15 protein-coding genes are annotated in these 21,243 nt (G+C 65.2%); 5 read left to right on the forward strand and 10 right to left on the reverse strand.

Annotated features, from left to right (window positions below):
* The 3 genes from AAGW05_RS07765 to AAGW05_RS07775 all read right to left on the reverse strand — a co-directional run bounded on the left by AAGW05_RS07765 (nucleotide 1) and on the right by AAGW05_RS07775 (nucleotide 3,015).
* Nucleotides 1-969: a 1-phosphofructokinase family hexose kinase gene (locus tag AAGW05_RS07765; protein ID WP_411803913.1), complete on the reverse strand. Its 969-nt coding sequence runs from the start codon at nucleotides 967-969 to the stop codon at nucleotides 1-3.
* A complete protein-coding gene (locus tag AAGW05_RS07770; RefSeq protein ID WP_411803914.1) occupies nucleotides 966-1,961 on the reverse strand; it encodes an ROK family protein in 996 nt (331 codons plus the stop codon). Before AAGW05_RS07770 ends, AAGW05_RS07765 begins: the two co-directional genes overlap by 4 nt.
* Nucleotides 1,962-2,109: 148 nt before the next feature.
* A complete protein-coding gene (locus tag AAGW05_RS07775; RefSeq protein ID WP_411803915.1) occupies nucleotides 2,110-3,015 on the reverse strand; it encodes an SIS domain-containing protein in 906 nt (301 codons plus the stop codon).
* 387 nt (nucleotides 3,016-3,402) lie between these two features.
* On the opposite strand from AAGW05_RS07775, the gene AAGW05_RS07780 reads away from it, so the two are divergent.
* Nucleotides 3,403-8,802 carry an endo-alpha-N-acetylgalactosaminidase family protein gene (locus tag AAGW05_RS07780; RefSeq protein WP_411803916.1) on the forward strand — a complete coding sequence of 1,800 codons (5,400 nt, stop codon included), beginning with the start codon at nucleotides 3,403-3,405 and terminating at the stop codon, nucleotides 8,800-8,802.
* Between the two features lie 100 nt (nucleotides 8,803-8,902).
* Here the strand turns inward: AAGW05_RS07780 and AAGW05_RS07785 are convergent, their stop codons facing one another.
* Nucleotides 8,903-10,126 carry an amidohydrolase family protein gene (locus AAGW05_RS07785; RefSeq protein WP_411803917.1) on the reverse strand — a complete coding sequence of 408 codons (1,224 nt, stop codon included), beginning with the start codon at nucleotides 10,124-10,126 and terminating at the stop codon, nucleotides 8,903-8,905.
* 134 nt (nucleotides 10,127-10,260) lie between these two features.
* On the opposite strand from AAGW05_RS07785, the gene AAGW05_RS07790 reads away from it, so the two are divergent.
* Nucleotides 10,261-10,905, forward strand: a complete 645-nt coding sequence (locus AAGW05_RS07790) for a LysE family translocator (protein WP_411803918.1) — start codon at nucleotides 10,261-10,263, stop codon at nucleotides 10,903-10,905.
* 9 nt (nucleotides 10,906-10,914) lie between these two features.
* Here AAGW05_RS07790 and AAGW05_RS07795 read toward each other — a convergent pair whose 3' ends face one another.
* Nucleotides 10,915-12,015: an NAD(P)/FAD-dependent oxidoreductase gene (locus tag AAGW05_RS07795; protein WP_411803919.1), complete on the reverse strand. Its 1,101-nt coding sequence runs from the start codon at nucleotides 12,013-12,015 to the stop codon at nucleotides 10,915-10,917.
* 137 nt (nucleotides 12,016-12,152) lie between these two features.
* Between AAGW05_RS07795 and AAGW05_RS07800 the strand changes: the two genes are divergently transcribed.
* Nucleotides 12,153-13,139, forward strand: coding sequence for a formylglycine-generating enzyme family protein (locus tag AAGW05_RS07800; protein WP_411803920.1), 987 nt, complete (start codon nucleotides 12,153-12,155; stop codon nucleotides 13,137-13,139).
* Nucleotides 13,140-13,210: 71 nt separating this feature from the next.
* Here the strand turns inward: AAGW05_RS07800 and AAGW05_RS07805 are convergent, their stop codons facing one another.
* The 3 genes from AAGW05_RS07805 to tdh form a co-directional block, all read right to left on the reverse strand.
* Nucleotides 13,211-13,990 carry a hypothetical protein gene (locus AAGW05_RS07805; protein ID WP_411803921.1) on the reverse strand — a complete coding sequence of 260 codons (780 nt, stop codon included), beginning with the start codon at nucleotides 13,988-13,990 and terminating at the stop codon, nucleotides 13,211-13,213.
* Nucleotides 13,991-14,019: 29 nt separating this feature from the next.
* Nucleotides 14,020-15,222: a glycine C-acetyltransferase gene (locus AAGW05_RS07810; protein ID WP_411803922.1), complete on the reverse strand. Its 1,203-nt coding sequence runs from the start codon at nucleotides 15,220-15,222 to the stop codon at nucleotides 14,020-14,022.
* An 83-nt stretch (nucleotides 15,223-15,305) separates the two neighbouring features.
* The gene (tdh, locus tag AAGW05_RS07815; RefSeq protein ID WP_411803923.1) at nucleotides 15,306-16,355 is read right to left on the reverse strand and encodes an L-threonine 3-dehydrogenase; all 1,050 of its coding nucleotides are present in this window, start codon (nucleotides 16,353-16,355) and stop codon (nucleotides 15,306-15,308) included.
* Nucleotides 16,356-16,483: 128 nt separating this feature from the next.
* On the opposite strand from tdh, the gene AAGW05_RS07820 reads away from it, so the two are divergent.
* Together AAGW05_RS07820 and AAGW05_RS07825 are read left to right on the forward strand one after the other, a co-directional pair.
* On the forward strand, nucleotides 16,484-17,437 hold the full coding sequence (locus tag AAGW05_RS07820) for a LysR family transcriptional regulator (RefSeq protein WP_411803924.1): 954 nt from the start codon (nucleotides 16,484-16,486) through the stop codon (nucleotides 17,435-17,437).
* A gap of 45 nt (nucleotides 17,438-17,482) precedes the next feature.
* The gene (locus AAGW05_RS07825; protein WP_411803925.1) at nucleotides 17,483-18,832 is read left to right on the forward strand and encodes an aminopeptidase C; all 1,350 of its coding nucleotides are present in this window, start codon (nucleotides 17,483-17,485) and stop codon (nucleotides 18,830-18,832) included.
* 59 nt (nucleotides 18,833-18,891) lie between these two features.
* Here the strand turns inward: AAGW05_RS07825 and AAGW05_RS07830 are convergent, their stop codons facing one another.
* Nucleotides 18,892-20,061, reverse strand: coding sequence for a Gfo/Idh/MocA family protein (locus AAGW05_RS07830; RefSeq protein WP_411803952.1), 1,170 nt, complete (start codon nucleotides 20,059-20,061; stop codon nucleotides 18,892-18,894).
* Between the two features lie 84 nt (nucleotides 20,062-20,145).
* On the reverse strand, nucleotides 20,146-21,144 hold the full coding sequence (locus AAGW05_RS07835; RefSeq protein WP_411803926.1) for a LacI family DNA-binding transcriptional regulator: 999 nt from the start codon (nucleotides 21,142-21,144) through the stop codon (nucleotides 20,146-20,148).
* Nucleotides 21,145-21,243: the final 99 nt, after the last annotated feature.

Below are 21,243 nucleotides of genomic sequence, written 5' to 3' on the forward strand. Positions count from 1 at the left end.
TTAGTGGTCTGTGATGATCAGTTGCTTGGCCAGGTCGGCGTACAGCGGTGAGATTTCCCCGGCCCCCGGCATGAGCACGGCGGCCGCGCTCCACGATGTGGCCCGGCGCAGGATTTCTTTTAGATCCTCGATTCCGTTTGCAAGTGCGACGGCGGCCGCGCTCACCGCTGCGTCGCCGGCACCCGTGGGGTTGCCGCTGAGCGGAGCCGGCAGTCGTGCCTGGAGGTAGCTTCCGGGGGCGTCGGCTGCGAAGGCGAGCATGCCTTTCTCGCCGACGCTGACGAGGACGCGCTTGGCACCCATGTCCATCAATTTACGGGCGGCGCTAACGAGGTCGCTCTCCCCTACCGCCTCCATCAATTCGTGGTTGTTGGGCTTGAGGAGGTCGGCGCCGGCTTCAGCCGCCGCGAGGATGCCGCGCCCTGATGTGTCGATGATGGCAGGCACCCCGGCCCCGTGGGCCAGGGCGACGAGTGCGGGGTAGAAGTCTTCCGGTGCCGCCTCCGGCAGGGAGCCGGAGCCCACCAGCACGCCCGGGCGGCGCACGCCGTCGGATGTCCGGATGCCTGAAAGGTTGTCAACGACGGCTGCGGTCAGCGCCTGCCATTCGCCGGCAGACAGCGCGGGCCCCACCTCGTTGAAAATGCTGGTGGTGTTGTCATCGGCCGTGTCAACAAGGGCGACCGTGCGCCGCGTCGGGGCAGCGACGGGCACCAGGTGGTGCAGGATTCCGGCGGCAACCAGGTCTTCGCGGAGCTGTTCCCCGGACGGTCCGCCCGCGGTGGCCAGCGCCAGCGTGGGATGCCCCAGCTGGTGGGCCACGCGTGAGACGTTCAGGCCCTTGCCGCCGGCACGGTGGAGTGGGCTGGGCACGCGGTGGGAGGAGCCCAGGTGGATGCCGGCGACGGTGTAAGTGACGTCGACAGCGGGGTTCGGCGTGACCGTCAGGACAAGGTTGTTTTCGCTCATGCGGTGTCCTTCATGGTGCGGGCCTTCAGCGCCGAGCCGATGAGGCCCGCGTTTTCGCCGAGGGCGGCGTGGAGGTATTCGGGGCGGCGGTGGAAGGTCAGCAGTTCGTCCACGCGTGCGGCCAGGGGTTCGAACAAGACAGCGCCCGCCATGGACAGTCCCCCGCCGAGCACCACTGTTTCGGTGCCGAGGATGGAGACACATTGGGCAATGCTGAAGGCCAGGGCGTCAATGGCGTCCTTCCATACAGTCTTTGCTGCCGCGTCGCCTTCGGCGGCCAGGGCCAGAACGTCGCGGGCGCCGGAAACGGCTGTGCCCGTTGCCTCGGTGTAGCGGCGGGCAATAGCGCCGGCGGAACCAAGCGATTCCATGATGGCAAGGGAGCCGTCGGGGGCGGGGACCATGGCATGGCCGATCTCGCCCGCGTAACCTCCGCCGGCAACCCTGCTCCCGTCGCACAATACTGCCCCGGCAATGCCCGTGCCGATCACCATGATGAGCACATCCTTCTTGCCCACCGCGGCACCGAGACGGAATTCAGCCTCCCCTGCCATGCCGACGTCGTGCCCGAACCCGACAGGCAGGCCCAGCGCCTCGGTCAGGGTGGCCGTGAACGGGAAGTTCTTCCAGCCAAGGTTTGCCGAGAACACGCCGACGCCGGCCTCCTCGTCGACAATGCCTGGAACTGTCACGCCAACGGCCGAAATGACCAGTTCGGGATGCGCTGCACGGTAAACGGCAGTCAGTTCCACGATCCTCCCGCAAACGCTCTCGCCGGTGCGGCCGGCCTCAAGGGGCGTGGGGTGGCGCTGGACGTCGCGGACCTGCACGTCGCCCTGGGCCAGATCCCCCAGGATGATCCCCGACTTCATGTCAGTGCCGCCAATGTCGAAGGCAAGCACAACGTCGTTGCCTCCCTGCGCTGCAACCGGCTGCACGTGTTCACTTGGCACTGTGCCGGGGCTGCCGGCGGGGTTCGTCAAGGTATTCATGGGGATGGCTCTTTCGGGGTGCAATGGCCCGTGCGCAAGCTTGATGCGGGCGGGCCGTTGGGAGGAAACGGCGGGCACCCCACGTCGCTGACGTTCAGCGAAATGGGATGCCCAACATTTTAGCCGTGTGCCGGCCTGTCGCCGGCTCTTAGTCGGCCAGAATGACCGAGCGTGTCAGGTTCCGGGGCAGGTCCGGGTTCATGCCGCGGGCGCGGGCGCGCTCAAGGGTTACCTTGTGGACGCGGGCCAGTTCGGCGAGCGGGTGCTTGTCATTGTTGATGTACAGGGCCCCGGTCTTTTCCATGTCCTTGTCGAGGCCTTCGGGCTGCTCGCCGAAGATCCAGGTGACGCGGTTCGGGGCGGCGATGGAGATGGGGCCGTGGCGGTATTCCTTGGCCGGGTACGACTCGGTCCAGCCTTGGACGGCTTCTCGCATCTTCAGGCCGGCTTCGTGGGCCAGGCCGACGGTCCAGTTGGTGCCAAGGAAGGTGAACTGCTCGGCGTCGATCAGTTCCTGCTCGACGGGCGCGGTGACAGCGCTCTTGGCGTCCTCGACGGCGGCGGTCAAGTCAACGCCAATGCTCGTGAGCAGGTAGGTCAGGGCTGTGGTGGCGAAGCGGGTCTGGACCACAGACTGCTCGTCGGCGTAGGGAAGTTCGACGACGGCGTCGGCCAGGACCATGATCGGGGAGGTGGTGTCCCCGACGAGTGCAACGGTGCGCACGGTGCCCTTGATGGCGGTCAGGATTTCAAGGACCTCGGTGGTGGTGCCCGAGCGGGTGATGGCGATGACGGCGTCGTAGCCGCGGTCCGCGCCCAGGAAGGCCTCGGAGGCGGCGAAGGCGTCGGTGACACCCTTGCCTGCGGTTTCACGTGCCGTGGCGTAGCTCTGGGCCATGAACCAGGAGGTACCACAGCCGATGACTGCAACGCGCTCACCATCTGCCGGAAGCAGGTTCTCGCTCTTCGCCTGGGCGATTGCCTTGGTCCAGACATCGGGCTGGCTGGTGAGCTCTGCGTCCATGAAGGGACCGAGCTGGGTGTTTTCGCTCATTGTTAAGCGTTCTCCTTGATTATTAACGGCGGACGGCGGGATTCCCGGTCCATGGAAGCGTTTCCAAATTTACCCAATCATAACACAATCATGATTATTACGATGTCTAAAACGTCAGGTTCGATCATAAATCTCCCCTAGTGCCGAAAATCTGGGAATGACCTGAGTGCCCACGGGGTGCCCCGTGGGCGCCACCCGGAAGCCGTTCATTTTGTGCCGCAACCATTTCGCGCAGGGTAGCGAAACACGAGGGTCGGGCTGTTACCATGTTATGGATAACAGTGAGCTGGGCCATATTCGACTCCCTGTCTCTTGATAAAAGGATCATCACTTCAAGTGTGCAAAACGCCGCTTGGACCCGCAACGAAGATGTTCAAGGAGTTCTTGATGTCACTCGCTCGACACCAACGCAAGTGGTTGGGGATGGGGATTGCCGGCGCTGTCATGGCCGGTACCATCGTCCCGATCGCTGCTGCCATACCTGCCATGGCGGCAGACGGAACGGCGGTGATCACCTCCGGTCAAATGTCCGTTGAGGTCTCCACCGCGTTCCCCCAGGCGCTAAAGTACACGCTCGGAACCAAGACCATGACAGGCGCCACCGCCGTCGCCACCACAATGAAAATCAACGGCACGGACCAGACAGTCAACGTGACGTCCACGGTCAACGCCGACGGCAAGTCGATCGACTACGACATCGCGGTACCCGGCATGGCTGGTGTGAGCATGAAGGCCAAACTCTCTGTTGATAAGAACGTTGTGTCGTTCAATATCACCGAGATCAAGGAAGCCGGCACAGCCCGCGTATCCACGGTGCAGATTGTTGACCAGGATCTTGTGACCCTTTCCTCCACCGAGCCTGGCGCGTCAGTGGCCTCCGCCGTGGTTTCCGTGAACCGCGCCATCACCGGCGACACCTTCACGCCCCTGACCTCAGCCACAACCGTTGACACCGTTGCGAAGACCTCAATGGTGGCCATTGCCTCCAACGACTCCCTCGCGGCCGGCTTGGAAAGCAACTCGCTGTACGACGGCGCCATCTCCCCAGCCGACAACACACTGGCATCCAGCGACCGCGGCCGCTTCTGGCGCCAGGTCAAGGCCGACGGCGCCACCAACAAGAAGATGGGCATCTCCTCCGGCGCCTGGCTGTACCGCGCCAAAGGCGCATCAGACGCGCAGACTGAAACCCTGCCCATGGCCAAGGTCATCATCACCGGTGATGCCAACGCCGACAACAAGGTTGACTGGCAGGACGGCGCCATTGCCTCCCGCGACATCCAGATCAAGCCCGCCGGCTGGGAAGATGTGAAGAACCGCGTTGTTCAGACCATTCCCTTCAACTTCGCCAGCCAGGCCACCAACCCGTTCCTGCGCACGCTCGATGACACTAAGCACGTCGCGCTTGCCACCGACGGCCTGGGCCAGCTGAACCTGTTGAAGGGCTTCACCAGTGAGGGCCATGACTCGGCCAACACAGACTTCGGCGACAACTTCAACGTCCGCGCAGGCGGCATCGGCGACATGAACACCATGCTCAGCGCTGCCAAGCAGTATGGCGCCACGTTCAGCGTGCATATGAACAACACCGAGGCGTACCCTGAGGCCAAGTCATTCAATGACACCTTTGTCAACCAGCCGCCGTCCCCGGGCTGGAACTGGTTGGAACAGTCCTACTACATCAACCAGCGCACCGACGTGCTCTCAGGCACGCAGAACGCCCGCATCAAGGCCCTGGCCGATGCGACCGACAACAACCTGACGACGAACTACATTGACGTCTATTATGAGTCCGGCTGGGTTGGCCAGAAACTCCAGGACAGCATCATCAAGAACGGTTTCTCGGTGTCTTCCGAGTTCGCAGCAGCCATGCCGCGCAACAACACCTGGTCCCACTGGGCCGTCGATGAAAAGTACGGCGGAACCAACACGAAGGGTTGGAACTCCCAGATCCTGCGTTTTGCCCAGAACACCCAGCGTGACATCTGGAACCCTGACGCCCGCCTGGGCACCGCCCACATCATTGAATGGCAGGGCTGGACCGGCCAGAACGACTACACCAAGTTCCTAAAGAACGTGTGGGACAACAACGTCCCCGTGAAGTTCCTGCAGCAGCAGGACATCAAGACCTGGACCCCGGCAGCCATCACCTTGGGGAACGACCTCACAGTGACAGGCACATCCTTAGATGACAGGGTCATCACCCAGGGCGGCGTGAAGGTCCTTGACGGCCACGACTATCTCCTGCCCTGGTCAAGTGATCCCGTCCAGTTTGGCAAGGACGCCAAGAACGATCCCACCCAGACCAAGCTGTACAACTACAGCCTCGCCGGTGGCACCAAGACATGGACCTTGCCGGCGGCTTTCGCCACCCAGACGTCCATGAAGCTCTTCAAGCTCACGGACCAGGGCCGTGTATCGGTGGGCAACGTCGCCGTCGCCAACAAGCAGGTCACACTGAGCCCGGAGGCCAATACAGCCTACGTACTTGAGCCCACATCGCCCTTGCTTGACACCACCAAGGCACCCGTCCCGACGGTTCCGAACAACGCGGACACCAACTGGGGCCAGGGCACCGGCATCAACGACCCCGGCTTCAACTCCGGCACGCTTGCCACGTGGAACGCAACGGGCGGGGCAAGCCTGACCACCTCGGCCAAGGGCCTGACCTCGGCACAGCTGGGCGCCGCCGCATCAGGCATCTCCCAGACGCTGGGCGCACTGAATAAGGGCACCTACTCCGTCAGCGCCTGGATCGGCATTGACCCGGACAGGGCGGCAGGGGCGACCATGAAGACCCGTGCTACGACTCTGAGCGCCACGGTCTCGGGCAACCCTGCCGTCAGCAACACCATAGATGCGGTACCGCTGCTGAACACCGTGGCAGCGGACCAAAAGAACGGCACCTACACGCAGCGTGTGCGCGTGCTGATCGATGTCAAGAAGGACGGGGACAAGCCGACCGTCACCTTCTCCGCCCCGGCGGGTGCCACAGTGGTAAAGATTGATGACGTCCGCGTCATCAAGACAAAGGTTGTCACCGCGGCCGACGTCGTCACGGGCTCACCGGCCGGCGTGGTCCTTGCCGAGGACTTCGAGAACGTTGACCAGGGCTGGGGCCCGTTTGTGAAGGGCAACTCGGGCGGCACCACCGACCCGCGCACCCACCTTGCCCCCAAGCACGCCCCCTTCACCCAGAAGGGCAGCAAGTACGGCCCCGCGAACGGCGGTGTTGTTTCCGCCAAGACCGTCGATGACGTTCTAGCCGGCGAGTTCTCCTTGAAGTCGCATGAGGAAAACGGTGGCCTGGTGTACCGCACCACGATGGCAACCATGCCGTTCGTGCCCGGCCACGACTACGAGGTCTCCTTCGACTACCAGAACTCCAAGGCCAATGAGTACTCATGGGTGGGCGGCTATGACAGCCCCACCGGTGCTGTGCAGACCGAAGTCAAGCCTTTCCCGGTGGCCACTTCCAACACCCGCTGGGTCCAGAACTTCACAGCCAGTGCCTGCGGAAGCAGCTATGTTGGCCTGTTGCGCAATGGATCATCGGCCGGTGCCGACACCTCCATTGACAATGTCCTGATCCGCGATCTTGGTGCATCCACCAAGACACCGGCCTGTGCACAGCTCACACTGACACAGGGCGGCGCGATCATCGAGCAGAACACCGACAACACCTTCACCACAACGCTGACCTCCAACGAGGCAGCCGACGCGAAGAACGTTGCCGTGACCCTTGAGGTTCCTGCCGGTTGGACCGCCACAGCCACCAACGCCTCGACGGCCGCAACACTGGCCCCCGGCGCAAAGCTGATTACCACCTGGAAGGTGTTCGCCCCGGCAGCAGCCGACGGCACCTACACCCTCAAGGCCAACTCCAGCTACTCCACCTCGGTGGCTCCCATTGGCGCGCGAAGCTCCTCCATGGAACTGAGCGTTTACACCTTGCCTCATCCGCCAGTACAGGACACCTTCGCGTCCGACATGCAGTGGATCGGCACCCCCGTCAATGGCTGGGGTCCCGCCGAAAAGGACAAGGCAAACGGTGAACAGGGTTCAGGGGACGGCCCGCCGCTGACACTTGACAAGACGGTCTACGCCAAGGGTCTTGGAGTGCACGCCGACTCCACCATCAAGTACTTCGTTGGCGGCCAATGCTCCGCTTTCTCCGCCGTCGTCGGCATCGACGACGTCCAGGGAACCCGCGGATCCGTCATTTTCATCGTGAAGGGCGATGGCGTTGAACTCTTCCGCACCCCCGTCATGACAGGGGCCTCGGCGGCACTGCCCATCAACGTTAACTTGAAGGGCGTCAAGTACGTTGAACTTGTTGTTGACAAGAACGGCGACAACGGCAACGACTGGGCCGACTGGGCCAATGCCAAGTTCAGCTGCTCCGACACCACCCCGGCACTCGTGCTCGCTCCCGCGATCAACCCCGCCGGTCCGCTGGAACAGGGCAAGTCCTACACCGTCACCGTTGGTGACTTGAAGGCCGGCTCCGAGGCAACGTTCTCCCTGGGAACCACCGAGCTTGGCAAGGCCACGGCATCCGCCGCCGGCGTTGCCACCTACACATACAAGGTTGCCGCCGATGCTCCAGCCGGTGCGGGAACCATCAACGTTGCAGGCACCGACACCAACGGCAAGGCCGCCACAGGCTCCGTCGCGGTGACGTTTGCCGGCAAGCTGCCGCAGGCTCCCACCAAGGACAGCTTCGCCAGTGACCTTGACTTCGTTGGCACCCCTGTCAACGAGTGGGGCCCGGTGGAGCGTGACACGAACAACGGTGAAGACGCTGCCGGCGACGGCGCACCCATCACCCTCGACGGCAAGGTCTACGAAAAGGGTCTTGGCGTACACGCCGATTCCAGCGTTCGTTTCTACCTCGGCGCCCAGTGCACCACATTCACTGCCGTGGTGGGCATCGACGATGCGAAGCTGACAAAGGCACACCGCGGAAACGTTGTCTTCTCCGTGGTGGGCGACGGCAAGGTCCTTGCCACCTCACCGCAGCTGACGGTTGACGATAAGGGCTTCTCCTTCGCCGTCAACGTGAGCGGCGTCAACTACCTTGATCTGAACGCGGCCAAGGTAGTAGTTGCCGGCACCACAGGCGACGAGTGGGCTGACTGGGCAGATGCCAAGTTCACCTGCGGCAATGCAGTTCCGGCCCTGACCCTGGCCCCCGTGGTCGAGGGCGGAAACGCCGTCGACCAGGGTTCAACCCACAAGGTCACCGTGGCAGATCTGAAGGCCGGCTCGACCGCCAGCCTGACGTTTGCCCCGGGTGCTGCCGCCCAGGCCAGCGCCGCCATCACTGCAGTTGCCAACGCCGACGGCGTGGCCACCTTCAGCCTGGTTGTTCCGGCCGATGCCACGGTTGGTGCAGCGACGCTGACTGTCACCGGAACGGACAAGAACGGCAAGGCCGCAACCGGTACCACCAACCTCACGGTAACCCGTGCAGCGGTTGAGCCGACCGACCCGGCAACGACACCGGCCACCACACCGGCAACGACAGTTGCCACAACACCGGGTGCAACCACACCGGGTGCCACAACACCGGGTGCAACCACACCGGGTGCAACCACACCGGGTGCAACCACACCGGGTGCAACCACACCGGGTGCGACGGTTGCTGCGACTTCGGGGGCAACCGCTGATGACCTGGCAAGCACGGGCGCCAAGGGCCTCCTGCCGCTCATGGCGATCGCCCTGCTGGCGCTGTTTGGTGGTGCGGCCACCATCCTGGTTCGCCGTCGCCGCAGCCACGGCTAGCAGCTAAACCCAACAACTGACCCGCAGCAGAGGTCGGAAATATCCCCGAAACGGGACATTTTCAACCACTGCTGCGGGTCAGTTGTTTAAGCAGGGAAAACTAGACTTCGCGCACTCCGGCACGCCACACACCGGCAGTCATCGGGATGCCCGGACGGTACGCAAGGTGTGTGGCCGACGGGGCCTTGAGCATGTGTAGGTCGGCCCTGTGGCCCACGGCGAGGGTGCCAACGGCCCGCTTCCCGTCGACGTCGACCCCGGATTCGCGGCCAAGCGCCAGCGCTCCCCCATAGGTTGCGGCCCGCACCGCCTCATGCACGCTGAGCCCCATCTGCAGCACTGCCGTCGTCACGCAAAAAGCCATCGAGGACGTGTAGGACGTTCCGGGGTTGCAGTTGGAGGCCATGGCAATCTGCACGCCTGCCTCAAGGAGCCGCTTCGCCGGTGCCAGCGGCGCCCGGGTCGAGAGGTCGCAGGCGGGCAGCACGGTGGCCACCGTCCCGCGCACCCCGGCCCCGCGCCCGGCATTGGCGGCCACGTCCCAACCCGACCATGACTGCGCGAGGAGGGCGACGTCGTCGTCAGTCAGGAAATTGACGTGGTCAACGCTGGCGGCAGCAAACTCCACGGCAAGAGAAACGCCGGCGCCCGGGCCCAGCTGGTTCCCGTGGACGCGCAGGCCAAGCCCCGCGTCGCGGCATGCCGCAAGGACGCGCCGGGACTGGGCGGGCGTGAACGCCCCTCGCTCACAGAACACGTCGGCCCATCTCGCGTACGGCCGCACGGCGTCGAGCATCTCGGTGCACACGAGCTCGGTGTATTCCTCGGCGTCCATGCCGGCCGGGACGAGGTGGGCGCCGAGGTAGGTGACCTCGTCGGCAACGGTGGAGGCGATCCTGGCGCTGCGGGCCTCATTGTCCACGTCAAGGCCGTACCCGGTCTTGGTTTCAAGGTAGGTGGTGCCCTGGGAGACGGCCTCGGCGACCCGGCCCATGCCCAGGCGCGTGAGGTCGTAGTCGCCGGCCGCGCGGGTGGCATCGACAGTGACGGCAATGCCGCCGGCGCTGTAGCTTTCCCCGGCCATGCGCGCCTCAAACTCGGCCGTGCGGTCCCCCGCGAAGATCAGGTGCGAGTGAGAATCCACCCAGCCGGGCAGCACGGCCCTGCCCTGCGCGTCGGTGCGGGTGTCCGCCGCGGGCGCGGAGGCGCTGGGCCCGATCCACGCTATACGCTCCCCCTCGAGCACCACCGCCGCGTCGCGCAGCGTGCCGAGGTCACCGTCCTGGGTCATCAATTCGCCAATGTTGCTGATTAATTCACTCATGCCTTTAGCGTACGACGGCGCAACCCGGCACGGGCCGCCGGCAACAGTGCCGCGTCTGGCATAACAGACACCAACCCGTACCGCGACGGCGGCCAGGTTGCCGATGGTCTTCCACGGCACGGACAATGGAGGTTATGACTTTAGTTTCTCTGCTGGGCTTTGCCGGGCTGTGCCTGATGCTGGCGCTCATTCCCGGACCCGACACCTTCATGGTGCTGCGCATTTCACTCAACCGGGTAGGTGCCGGGATTGCCGCCGCGGCTGGCTCCGGCGTGGGCGCACTGGTGTGGGCCGCCCTGGTGGGGTTTGGCCTGGCCGCGATTCTGGAGCAGTCGGCCGAGGTGTTTAGGTGGATTAAAGTTGCCGGCGGGCTGTACCTGCTCTACCTGGGCATTTCCTCCTTCTTCAAGGCACGCAAGGCTGCCAAGGCGGGCATTGCCGCCGGGAGCGAGAGGCACCAGCCGCTGGTTTACAGCAAGCGCGCAGGTTTCGCCGCCGGGCTCGTCTCCACGCTGCTCAATCCCAAAGTCGGCTTGTTTTACCTGGCCGTGGTGCCGCAGTTCATCCCCCACGGCGTCAACACCCTGGCCATGGCCATGGTGCTGGGCCTGACGCTGGCCGTGATCGGTTTCCTCTACCTGGCGGCAATCGCCTTCGTGGCTTATCGGGCCATGAAATGGCTGCGCAAGCCCAAGGTCAACTCACTCATTGAGCGCATCAGCAGCGCCATTATGGCCGTGCTGGGCGTAGGCGTGATCGCCTCCGGCGCCACGAGCTGAGGCAGTCGCCTACTTCAGCCCCGCCCGCTGGGGGCTGAGCGCGGAGGCAAGGTCGTGGTCGTCATTGGGCAGTGTCCCCGTGATCAGCGCCGCGGCCAGGGTTGCCAGGGCCGCCGATGTCTGGATGCCGTAGCCTCCCTGCCCCGCCAGCCAGAAGAAGCCCGGCACACTCGCATCAAAACCGACGACAGGCAGCCCGTCGGCAGGCTGGGTGCGGAGCCCCGTCCAGGCGCGGACGACGCCGGCCACCCCCAACGATGTCACCGCGTCAATGCGCCCGATCAGTTCGGCGATGTCGGCATCGACCACCCGTGCGTCGCCCGGCTCGGCCGGCACCGACTCGCACGGGGAGATCAGCAGGTGCCCGCCGTCGGGCCTGTAATAGAAGCTCTCATCGACCGGCTCGACCATGGGCCCGGCGGGGTCCACCGGGAGCTTCGTGGACACGATGGCCACGCTGCGCCTGTACGGCACGAGTCCGCGCGGGGCCGCGCCAGCCATGGCGGCAACGGTGTCGGCCCACGCCCCCGCCGCGTTGACCACCAAGGCGGCAGAGATCACCTGCTCCCACGCCAGGACAGTGAATCCAGGGGCACTGTCCCGTGCCGTAGCATCGATGCGTGTCACGGGGGCGCCCGTCAGCACGACCGCGCCGGCGGCGACGGCCTGGCTGCGGTAGTGCTCGATGAGGGCCGGAACATCCACCTCCATGGCTGTGCCGTCGAGGGCCGCGGCCTCAAACACGTCGGCGTGCAGGTCGGGGCTTCGCCGCAGGGTCTCGGCGTGACCGATGACCTCCAGACCCGGATGGGCGGCCACAAGCGCCACAACCTCTTCGACAGTGCCCAAGGTCAACAGCGGCCGGGGCTTGAGGATCGGCGCGACCAGCGAGGCGGAAATGTCCCGCACCATCTTGATGCTTCGCCGCGTCAGTTCCGCGATGGGTGCAGGGCCGTAGCTTGGCTGCATCTGGCGGGCCGACCGTGACGATGTGTGAAAGGCAAGTGTTGCTTCTGCCTCAACCACCACCACGGGGATCGCCGGCGCCAGCCGCCACGCCAAGGAAAGCCCAGCAATGCCGCCACCAATGATCAATACCTGCGTCTCCATGGGGCCATGGTGGCACATGGGTGCCTTCCTGCGCCAACACAGGGCAAGGTTCCGGGCACCATGGACGTGGCGGCGGACACCCCGCCGACTGCCTAGACTTGAGCTAAACCCCCAGTTGCCCGGAGCGAAGAGAGACCATGTCAAGTTGTTGCAGTCCCGGCCGGGACGACCACGCAGAACACGCCGCCGCGGCGCCGCAGCTTTTCCCGCTTAGCGTTCCGCCCCGCCAGGCGGCAGCGGCCACCACCGTGCCCCGGGAGGTCAGCCTCCCGGGCGGCCGCTTCGCCATGGGCGACCCCTTCGAGGAGGGCTATCCCCGCGACGGTGAAACCCCTGTCCACGAGGTCGAGGTGTCGGCCTTTAGCATCGACACGACGGCAGTCAGCAATGCAGCCTTCGCCGCGTTCGTTGACGCCACCGGGTACCGCACCGAGTCCGAGGCCTACGGGACTTCGGCCGTGTTCCATCTGGCCGTGCAGGCCGAACGGCCGGACATCCTTGGCACGGCGTCGGGCACCCCGTGGTGGTTGAATGTGCGCGGGGCCGACTGGGCCCACCCCGCCGGGCCGCTGTCCTCCTGGCAGGACATCCCCGACCACCCCGTCACCCAGGTCTCCCACACCGATGCGCTGGCGTATTGCGCGTGGGCCGGCAGGGCGCTGCCCACCGAGGCCCAATGGGAGTATGCCGCCCGCGGCGGTGTTGCCCAGGCCCGCTACCCCTGGGGTAACGAGCTCCACGGCGTGGCTGCCAACGGGGATCGGCTCCACCACTGCAACATTTGGCAGGGCACCTTCCCCACGGAGAACACGTGCGAGGACGGATTCCTCACCACGGCGCCCGTTGAGTGCTTCGAGCCAAACGCGTTCGGCCTGTTCCAGACAAGCGGCAACGTGTGGGAGTGGTGCGCCGACTGGTTCCTGCCCAAGTACTACAAGACATGCCTGGCCCAGGGTACGGTGACCGATCCGGCAGGGCCAACGATCGGCCGTGGCAGGGTCATGCGCGGCGGCTCATACCTGTGCCACGACTCCTACTGCAACCGCTACAGGCTCGCGGCACGCAGTTCAAACTCGCCGGAGTCGGCCAGCGGAAACCTGGGGTTCAGGACGGTCTCACCGTAACCCCCTCGGTCTGTGACGCACTTACTGCACTGGAAAGCGCTTACTGTCGCTCATTTGATGCAATAAGTACGTCACAGACCCGGGGCGAGGGCCAGGACTGTGGCGTCGTCGGCCACCTCGCCAATTCCTGCCTGATGGAGGCGCAGTTCATGCATCAGGCCCAGCGCGTCAAGGGTTGTGGCGGTGCGGGCCAGGAATTCCTCGGGCCCGCTGACAAGGCCAAGGTCGACGGCGCGCCAGGCCCCGTCGCTTGCCATCACCATCAGCTCGGGCCGGCCAAGCTGGATGACGTGCGCATGGTCGGCAGCCTCGGGTTCGCGCCGGGCGACCCACAGCCTGCCGGGGGTGTTGCGCACGGCGCGGTCCGCCTTCAGGAGTTCCACGCGGGTCGCATCCGTTGCCTCTGCCGGGATGCGGGAGTCGGCGAGCTCGGCACGCACGAGGTGGGTTGCGCCGTCGTCCGTCCTGACAACCACGGTGCAGTCGGCAAGACCGGCGATCTCAACACCCTGCCCGTTGAGCCGGGCCACGGAGATCGCCGCACTGGGAAAGCGCACCCGCTCGTCGCCGACAAGGGGCGTGGCGGCGGCGTCGACGGCGGCCAGGGCGGCGGCCAGCACGGCGCGGACCCCCTGCCGCTGCGGATCAGCGGCCCCCACGGCCAGGCTCATTGACAGCTGTTGTGCCAGCCACTGCGGATTCGATGCCGCAGGCAACTCGATCGGCTCAAGGAGCGTGGTGGCGCCGTCGATGATCCAGGCGTTCGGGCCGTTGAAGCCGCAGCTGTCCTCCTGGACGTGGGCGTCGCCCTCGAATTGCACGCGCGCCCTGATGTCCCATGCGAAAGTCATGGTTTCATCCTGCCATGCGGTGGCACTTCCTAGCCGCGGGCGGCGACGAACGCGGCCACGCAGGCTTCGACGTCGTTTGCACTGTGCGCGGCGGAGAGCTGGACGCGGATGCGGGCTGCACCGCGCGGCACTACCGGGAAGCTGAACGCGGTGACGAAGACGCCGTGCTTGAGCATTTCATCGGCAACGCGGGCGGCCTCGACGGCGTCGCCGAACATGACGGGGACAATGGCGTGCTCACCGGGGAGCAGCTCGAAGCCTTCGGCTGTCATACGGGTGCGGAACAGTTCGGCGTTCTCGAATAGGCGGGTGCGCAGCTCGGCGGACCCCTCGACGAGTTCAAGGGCCTTGAGCGTTGCCGACACGATGGCGGGGGCCAGCGAGTTGGAGAACAGGTACGGGCGGGCCTTCTGGCGCAGCATGGCGACGATTTCGCCGCGGCCTGAAACGTAGCCGCCCGATGCCCCGCCGAGGGCCTTGCCGAAGGTTCCGGTGTAGATGTCCACACGGTCCGAGACTCCGGCGTGCTCGGGTGTGCCGGCGCCCGTGGCACCCATGAAGCCGACGGCGTGGGAGTCATCAACCATGACCAGGGCGCCGTACTGCTCGGCGAGGTCGCAAATGGCCGCCAACGGTGCAAGGAAGCCGTCCATGGAGAACACGCCGTCGGTGACGATGATGGTGCGGCGGGCCCCGGCGCCGTCGTTCATGGCGGCGGCGGCCTTCAGCTGGACTTCAAGATCTGCCATGTCCTGGTTGGCGTAGCGGAAGCGCGCGGCCTTGGACAGGCGGATACCGTCAATGATGGACGCGTGGTTCAGGGCGTCGGAAATGATCGCGTCCTGTGCGCCGAACAGGGACTCGAACACGCCGCCGTTGGCGTCAAAGCAGGAGGAGAACAAGATGGTGTCCTCGGTGCCAAGGAACGTGGAGACGGCTGCCTCCAGCTGCAGGTGCAGGTCCTGGGTGCCGCAGATGAAGCGGACGCTGGCCATGCCGAAGCCGTGGCTGTCCATGGCCGACTTCGCCGCGCCGATGATCTCCGGGTGGTCGGCCAGGCCGAGGTAGTTGTTGGCGCAGAAGTTCAGCACCGGCGCGGTGGCGCCGTCAAGCGGGCCCGCCGTCACGTGGCTGGACTGGGCGGAGGTGATCTGGCGTTCGGTCTTGAACAGGCCGGCGGTGCGGATTTCGGTGAGCTCGGCGGCGAGCTCGTCCTTCATGGAGGTGTACATGGAAACTCCTTGGGTGAGGTAAGGGAAAGGATGGACGACGGCGGAACCTGAGGTTCCGCCGTCGTACGGAGCATGCGCAGGTGCTAGGAGAAGACCGACCAGTCCAGGACCACTTTGCCGCCGCGGCCGGACCGGGCGATCTCAAAGGCCTGCTCCCATTCTGTGGCGGGAAGGACATCGGTGACAACACTGGCGACGGCCTTGCGCAGCACGGGGTTGGAGGAGAGCATGGCACTCATGGCGTACCAGGTCTCGAACATTTCGCGGCCGTAGATGCCCTTCAGGGTGAGCATGTGGGTGACGACCTTGCCCCAGTTGATGTCAATTGATTCGCTGGGCAGGCCGAGCATGGCGATGCGGCCGCCGTGGTTCATGTTGTCGATCATTTCAGGCAGTGCCGTGGGGTGGCCTGACATTTCAAGGCCTATGTCGAATCCTTCGCGCATGCCAAGCTGGCGCTGTGCTTCCTTCAGGCGCGTGGTGGCCACGTTCACCGCGAGGTCGGCGCCCATCGCGGCGGCCATGGCCAGGCGCGGTTCGGAGACGTCGGTGATGGCAATCTTGCGGGCTCCGGCATGACGGGCGACGGCGATGGCCATCAGTCCGATGGGGCCGGCGCCGGTGATGAGCACGTCCTCGCCCACAAGACCGAAGCTCAGTGCCGTATGAACTGCGTTGCCCAGCGGGTCGAAGATGGCGCCGAGCTCGGGGGTGATGGAGGGGTCGTGGTGGACCCAGACGTTGGATTCGGGGATCACGACGTATTCGGCAAATGCGCCGTCGCGCTGCACGCCCACGGAGATGGTGTTGATGCACATGTGGCGGCGCCCGGCGCGGCAGTTGCGGCACATGCCGCACACCACATGGCCTTCACCGGAAACCTTGTCGCCCACCTTGACATCGTGCACGTCGGCCCCGACCTCCACCACTTCGCCGTAGAACTCATGGCCGGCAATGAGCGGGGCTGCGATGGTGGCCGCAGCCCACGCATCCCAGGATTGGATGTGCAGATCGGTACCGCACAGGCCTGTGGTGCCAACCTTGATTTTTACGTCGCGGAGACCGGCTTCGGGTTCGGGACGTTCAACGAGTTCGAACCCTGCATGTGCGCCGGACTTGTAGAGAGCTTTCATGGCTGACTTTCCTGTTGTGCTTTGACGATGCGGTGGTGTGCTTTCCATTACAGCCGCCAAAACCATTTAGCACAATCGACAATTTCTCCATCATCGATTAAGTAAATGCTAAATGGTAGCCTGAGTGCGTGGAACTTCATCAACTTCAAATGCTGCGCGAGCTGGGCGAGCTGGGCAGCGTCAAGGCCGTCGCCGACACCCTGCGGGTCACACCCTCGGCCGTGTCCCAGCAAATTTCACTGCTCCAACGCCAGGTGGCCACGCCGCTGACCCGCAAGGACGGGCGAAACCTGGTGCTGACGGAGGCCGGGAAGGTGCTGGCGGACGCTGCCGCACAAGTCACCGACGCCATGGCCGCGGCCCGCGCCGCGATCGGCACGTATGAGCACGACGCCGGCGGAACAGTCACGCTCAGCGGCTTCCACAGCGCCGGCCAGGCCCTGTTCGCGCCCCTGGTCCGGCGCCTGGCGGGCATGCGTGATTCCCCGGCACCGGGTGCGGGGGCCGTCCCGGCGCTGCGGATCTCGGACGAGGACGTGGCACAGCAGGACTTCCCGGCACTGACGGCCCGGTATGACCTGGTCCTGGCGCACCGCATGGACCACAGCCCGGCGTGGCCGGAGTCGCGGGTGCGGGTCATCCCCCTGGCCCACGAACCTCTTGACATTGCCGTCGCCGAGGACCACCCGCTGGCGGCGAAGGCATCCCTGTCCCCGTCCGACGTCGTGGCTTATCCGTGGGTGGCAAGCCGCAGCGGCTACTCCCCCGCGGATGTGCTGACCGCCATTGGAGCCGTCACGAGCTGCCCGGTGAACGTGGTGCACAGGATCAACGACTATTCGGCGGCCGCTGCCCTGGTGTCCACAGGAGAGCTCATTGGCCTGCTGCCGCGCTACACCTCAAGCCCGGCCCTGGCCCCGGGGGCGGCGCTGAACCCCGGCGTGGTGCTGCGGCCGCTCACCGGGATCAACACCAGGCGCCGGATTGACCTGCTGGCCCGCCCCGAAAACCTGAAGCGGGCCTCTGTCATGCTCGTGGCCCAGGCCTTGCAGGAGGTCATGGCGGAGCTGACGGCCCAGTAGTCCCCGCGGTTGCCGCCGGTGCGGAATCAGGATAGAACGGAATACATGACCGCCATCACAGATACGACCGCCACGTCACTAACCGCAGGACAGCTTGCGGACCTGCACAAGGCCTTCGCCGCCGACCCTGTCCTCAAACGCATGCAAAACGCGATTGCCAGGGTCAGCGTGGACGAACTCGCCGTCGACCACCAGCTCGCGACCGCCCTCTCCACCACAGTCTCGAACCGCATTGACGACTGGAAGGTCACGAACCAGAAGAAGTCGGGGCGGTGCTGGCTTTTCGCGGCCCTGAACCTGTTGCGGGCCGGTGCCAAGGCGGAGCTGGATATCAAGGAGTTCGAGTTCTCCCAGAACTACGCCATGTACTTCGACAAGCTGGAGCGGGCCAATTATTTCCTGGCGTCGATCCTGGAAACAGCCGACCGGCCCGAGGACGACCGCCTGGTCTCCTACCTGCTGCAGAACGTGCTCAGCGACGGCGGGCAGTGGGACATGGCGGTGAACATCTTCGCCAAGTACGGGGCCGTACCCAAGGCCGCCATGCCGGAGACCGAATCGTCCTCCAACACCAACCGGATGAATGCGGTGCTGTGCTTGCTGTTGCGCCGCGGTGCAAAGGAACTCCGCGCCCTCCGCCACGCCGGGGACACGGCCGGGGAGGAACGGGCCCGGGCCCGGATCATCACTGAGGTGCACAGGATCCTCACCCTGCACCTTGGCACCCCGCCAACGTCTTTCGAGTGGGAATACACCGACGACAAGAAGGTCTTCCACCGCGAGGGTGATCTGACCCCGCAGGAATTCCTCGCCAGGTACACCACCATCAACCTCCAGGACTACGTCTGCCTCGTGGATGATCCCAGGGCGGAGCACCCGAAGGGCAGCACCTTGACGGTGGAGCACCTGGGCAATGTTCTCGGCGCGGCGCCGGTACTCTACCTCAATGTAGATATCGCCGTGGCCAAGGCCATGGCCAGGGATGCCATCCTTGACGGGCAGCCCGTCTGGTTTGGCTGCGACGTGGGACCGCAGATGGCCCGCAAGGACGGCATCTGGGACGCCCGCCTCTACGACTATGCGGGCCTCTACGGCGCCGAGCTTGCCCTGGACAAGGAGTCCCGTGTCCGCTTCGGCGCATCGGCCATGACCCACGCCATGCTGCTGACCGGCGTGGACGTGCTGGAAGGGCGGACCCGCCGCTGGCGGGTGGAGAACAGCTGGGGCGATGAAAGCGGCGACCAGGGCTTCTACACGATGGCCGACAACTGGTTCGACGAGTACGTGTTCGAGGTCGTGGTCAACAAGAACCGACTCTCCCCCGAACTTCGCCAGGCCCTGGACGCCGAACCCGTAGTACTGCCCGCCTGGGACCCGATGGGTGCGCTGGCCTAATTTCATCCGTCATCGCCAGCGTGGCACGCCTTCGCCACGCTGGCGACGCAGACATGCGCCTAGCTGCGCGCCGGCTGGCCGGCGTTGAAGTACTCCACGAGCTCGGCGCGCAGTTCCGGCACCGTCAGGGCTCCGCCGTCGGACCGCAGCGACTGGGCCGCCAGCACACCGGCCGCAACCGAGGCGCGGGCAGCGATGGGCGAAGTCTCGGTGGCACCGCCGTCGCGGGCGAAGCGCAGGAACTCGGCAATCAGCAGCGGGTCGGCTCCGCCATGGCCGCCGTCGCCGTCGCGGATTTCAATTTCAGCATCGGGGGCCACATAACCGGTCTGGCTGCGCGTAGTCCAGACCTTGATGACGTCCCCGGGGCCGTCACCAAAGTTCTCGATCCGGCCCTTGGTGCCAATGACCGTGTAGTTGCGCCAGTAGTCAGGGGTGAAATGGCACTGCTGGTAGGACGCCAGCGCGCCGTTGTCCAACACCATCTGCATCATGGAAATGTCCTCGACGTCGATGACCGGGTTCAGGTCCGTCTGCTCCGCGGGGGGCCAGTTGTCCAGCGAGAACCAGTCCCCCATGCGCCTGTCACTGTTGTCCCTGCGCGAAGTGACGCCCCCGTACACGGCCAAATCGCCAATGGCGGAGACCCGCTTGGTGTAGCCGCCGGCCAGCCAGTGGATCACATCAATGTCATGGGCACCCTTTTGCAGCAGAAGGGAGGTGGTGTTGGCGCGCTCGGCATGCCAGTCCTTGAAGTAGTAGTCGCCGCCGTTGCCCACAAAGTGGCGGCACCAGACAGCCTTGACCTCGCCGATGGTGCCGGCCTGGATCAGCTCGCGCATCTGGACGACCACGGGCATGTGGCGCATGTTGTGGCCAACGTAGAGGCGGGTGCCGGTCTCAAAAGCTGTGGTCAAAATGGCGTCGGCGGCCTCAAGGGTGACATCCAGGGGCTTCTCGCAGAAGGTGGGGATGCCGGCCTTGAGCGTCTGCACGGCAACCTCTGCGTGGCGGTTGTCGGGGGTCAACACCAGCACGGCGTCCAACCGGGCGGCCAGCAGCTCTTCGAGGTCGCCTGTGATGGCGGCGGTAGGAATCTTTTCCGCAGCATCGGCACGGCCGCGCTCGGAAACATCACACACCATCACCACTTCCGATCCCTGCCCGGGCTTGTGCACCTGCTTCCACAGCGACGCCCGCAAGCCAAAGCCGACGATCCCAATACGCATGTCCTGCACGGCCTGCTCACTGTCCGGGCGGGCCTGAACCAAATCTGTCACAACACAACTTCTTTCTTGGTCGAAAAACGAAAATTAGGGGTGGGCCGGGGCGGAATCGCGCACAATAAGCCGCCACGGGAATTCCAACACCTGGTTCGGCTTGTCGGGGTCCTGTGCCCTTGCCACCAGAAAATCTGCCAGGCCGGCGTAAAAATCAGTGGGGCCAATGGTGGTCAGCGACGGAGTCATGGCCTCGCCGGCCATGGTGTTGCCAATGCCGAGCACCACCACATCATCGGGCACCGCCATCCTGAGCCGCTCGGCGGCATGGACGGCCGCGATGGCCGCAAAGTCGGACGTGGCAAAGATGGCGGTGGGCGGGTCAGGCAATTGCAGCAGGGCCACGGCCGCCTGGTAGGCACTGACCTCATCCCCCTCAAAGGTGGCCACGTAGTCCTGCCGGAACTCAATGCCGGCCCGTTCAAGCCCGGCCGTGTAAGCCCGGTACCTGGTGGGACCGGACGATTCCACGCTGCCGGAGGTCGTCAATGCCGCCACCTTGGTGTGGCCTGCTGTCAGATGGTCCATGGCCTTTGCCATGGAGTCTCCGGCCATGGAACGGATCACATCGAAGCCCTCCGGTTCCAGCGTTTCGCTGAAGACCACCAAGTTATTTCCCCGCGCCATTTCGGCCAGGAGCCCGGCGTCGCCCGGCCGCTCCGCTGCATCAATGAAGATAACATCGGCGCCCTGCCGTTTGATGGCCGTGCGCCAATCCGTGTCGGCAAGAATCATGGGGGTGATGCCGGCGGGGACAACCGCCGCACCGACGGCCTTGCTGACGGACAGGGACCAAGGGTCCGAAAGCATGGTCAGGGAGAGCATCATCAGGTTGGACCTGCCGGTCCTGATGGTCCGGGCGGCCTGGTTGGGCCGGTAGCCCAGCCTGGTTGCGGCAGCGTGGACCCGCTGGGCGGTTGCCGGTGAAATTCCGGAACCGTTTCCCTTCGTGCGCCCGGCAAGGACGTAGGAAACCGTTGCCGTGGAGACGCCTGCCTCTGCAGCCACTGTCTTAATGGTCGGTCGAATCATGTCCGGCAGCGTCCTTTCCTCATTCTCTGGTGCCCGGCGGGTAGTGGTGCGTGATGGTGGTGCGGCGGACCGGCACGCGGTGGCGTGCCGGTCCGTCCC

The organism is Arthrobacter sp. LAPM80 (assembly GCF_046736435.1).
GTDB lineage: Bacteria > Actinomycetota > Actinomycetes > Actinomycetales > Micrococcaceae > Specibacter.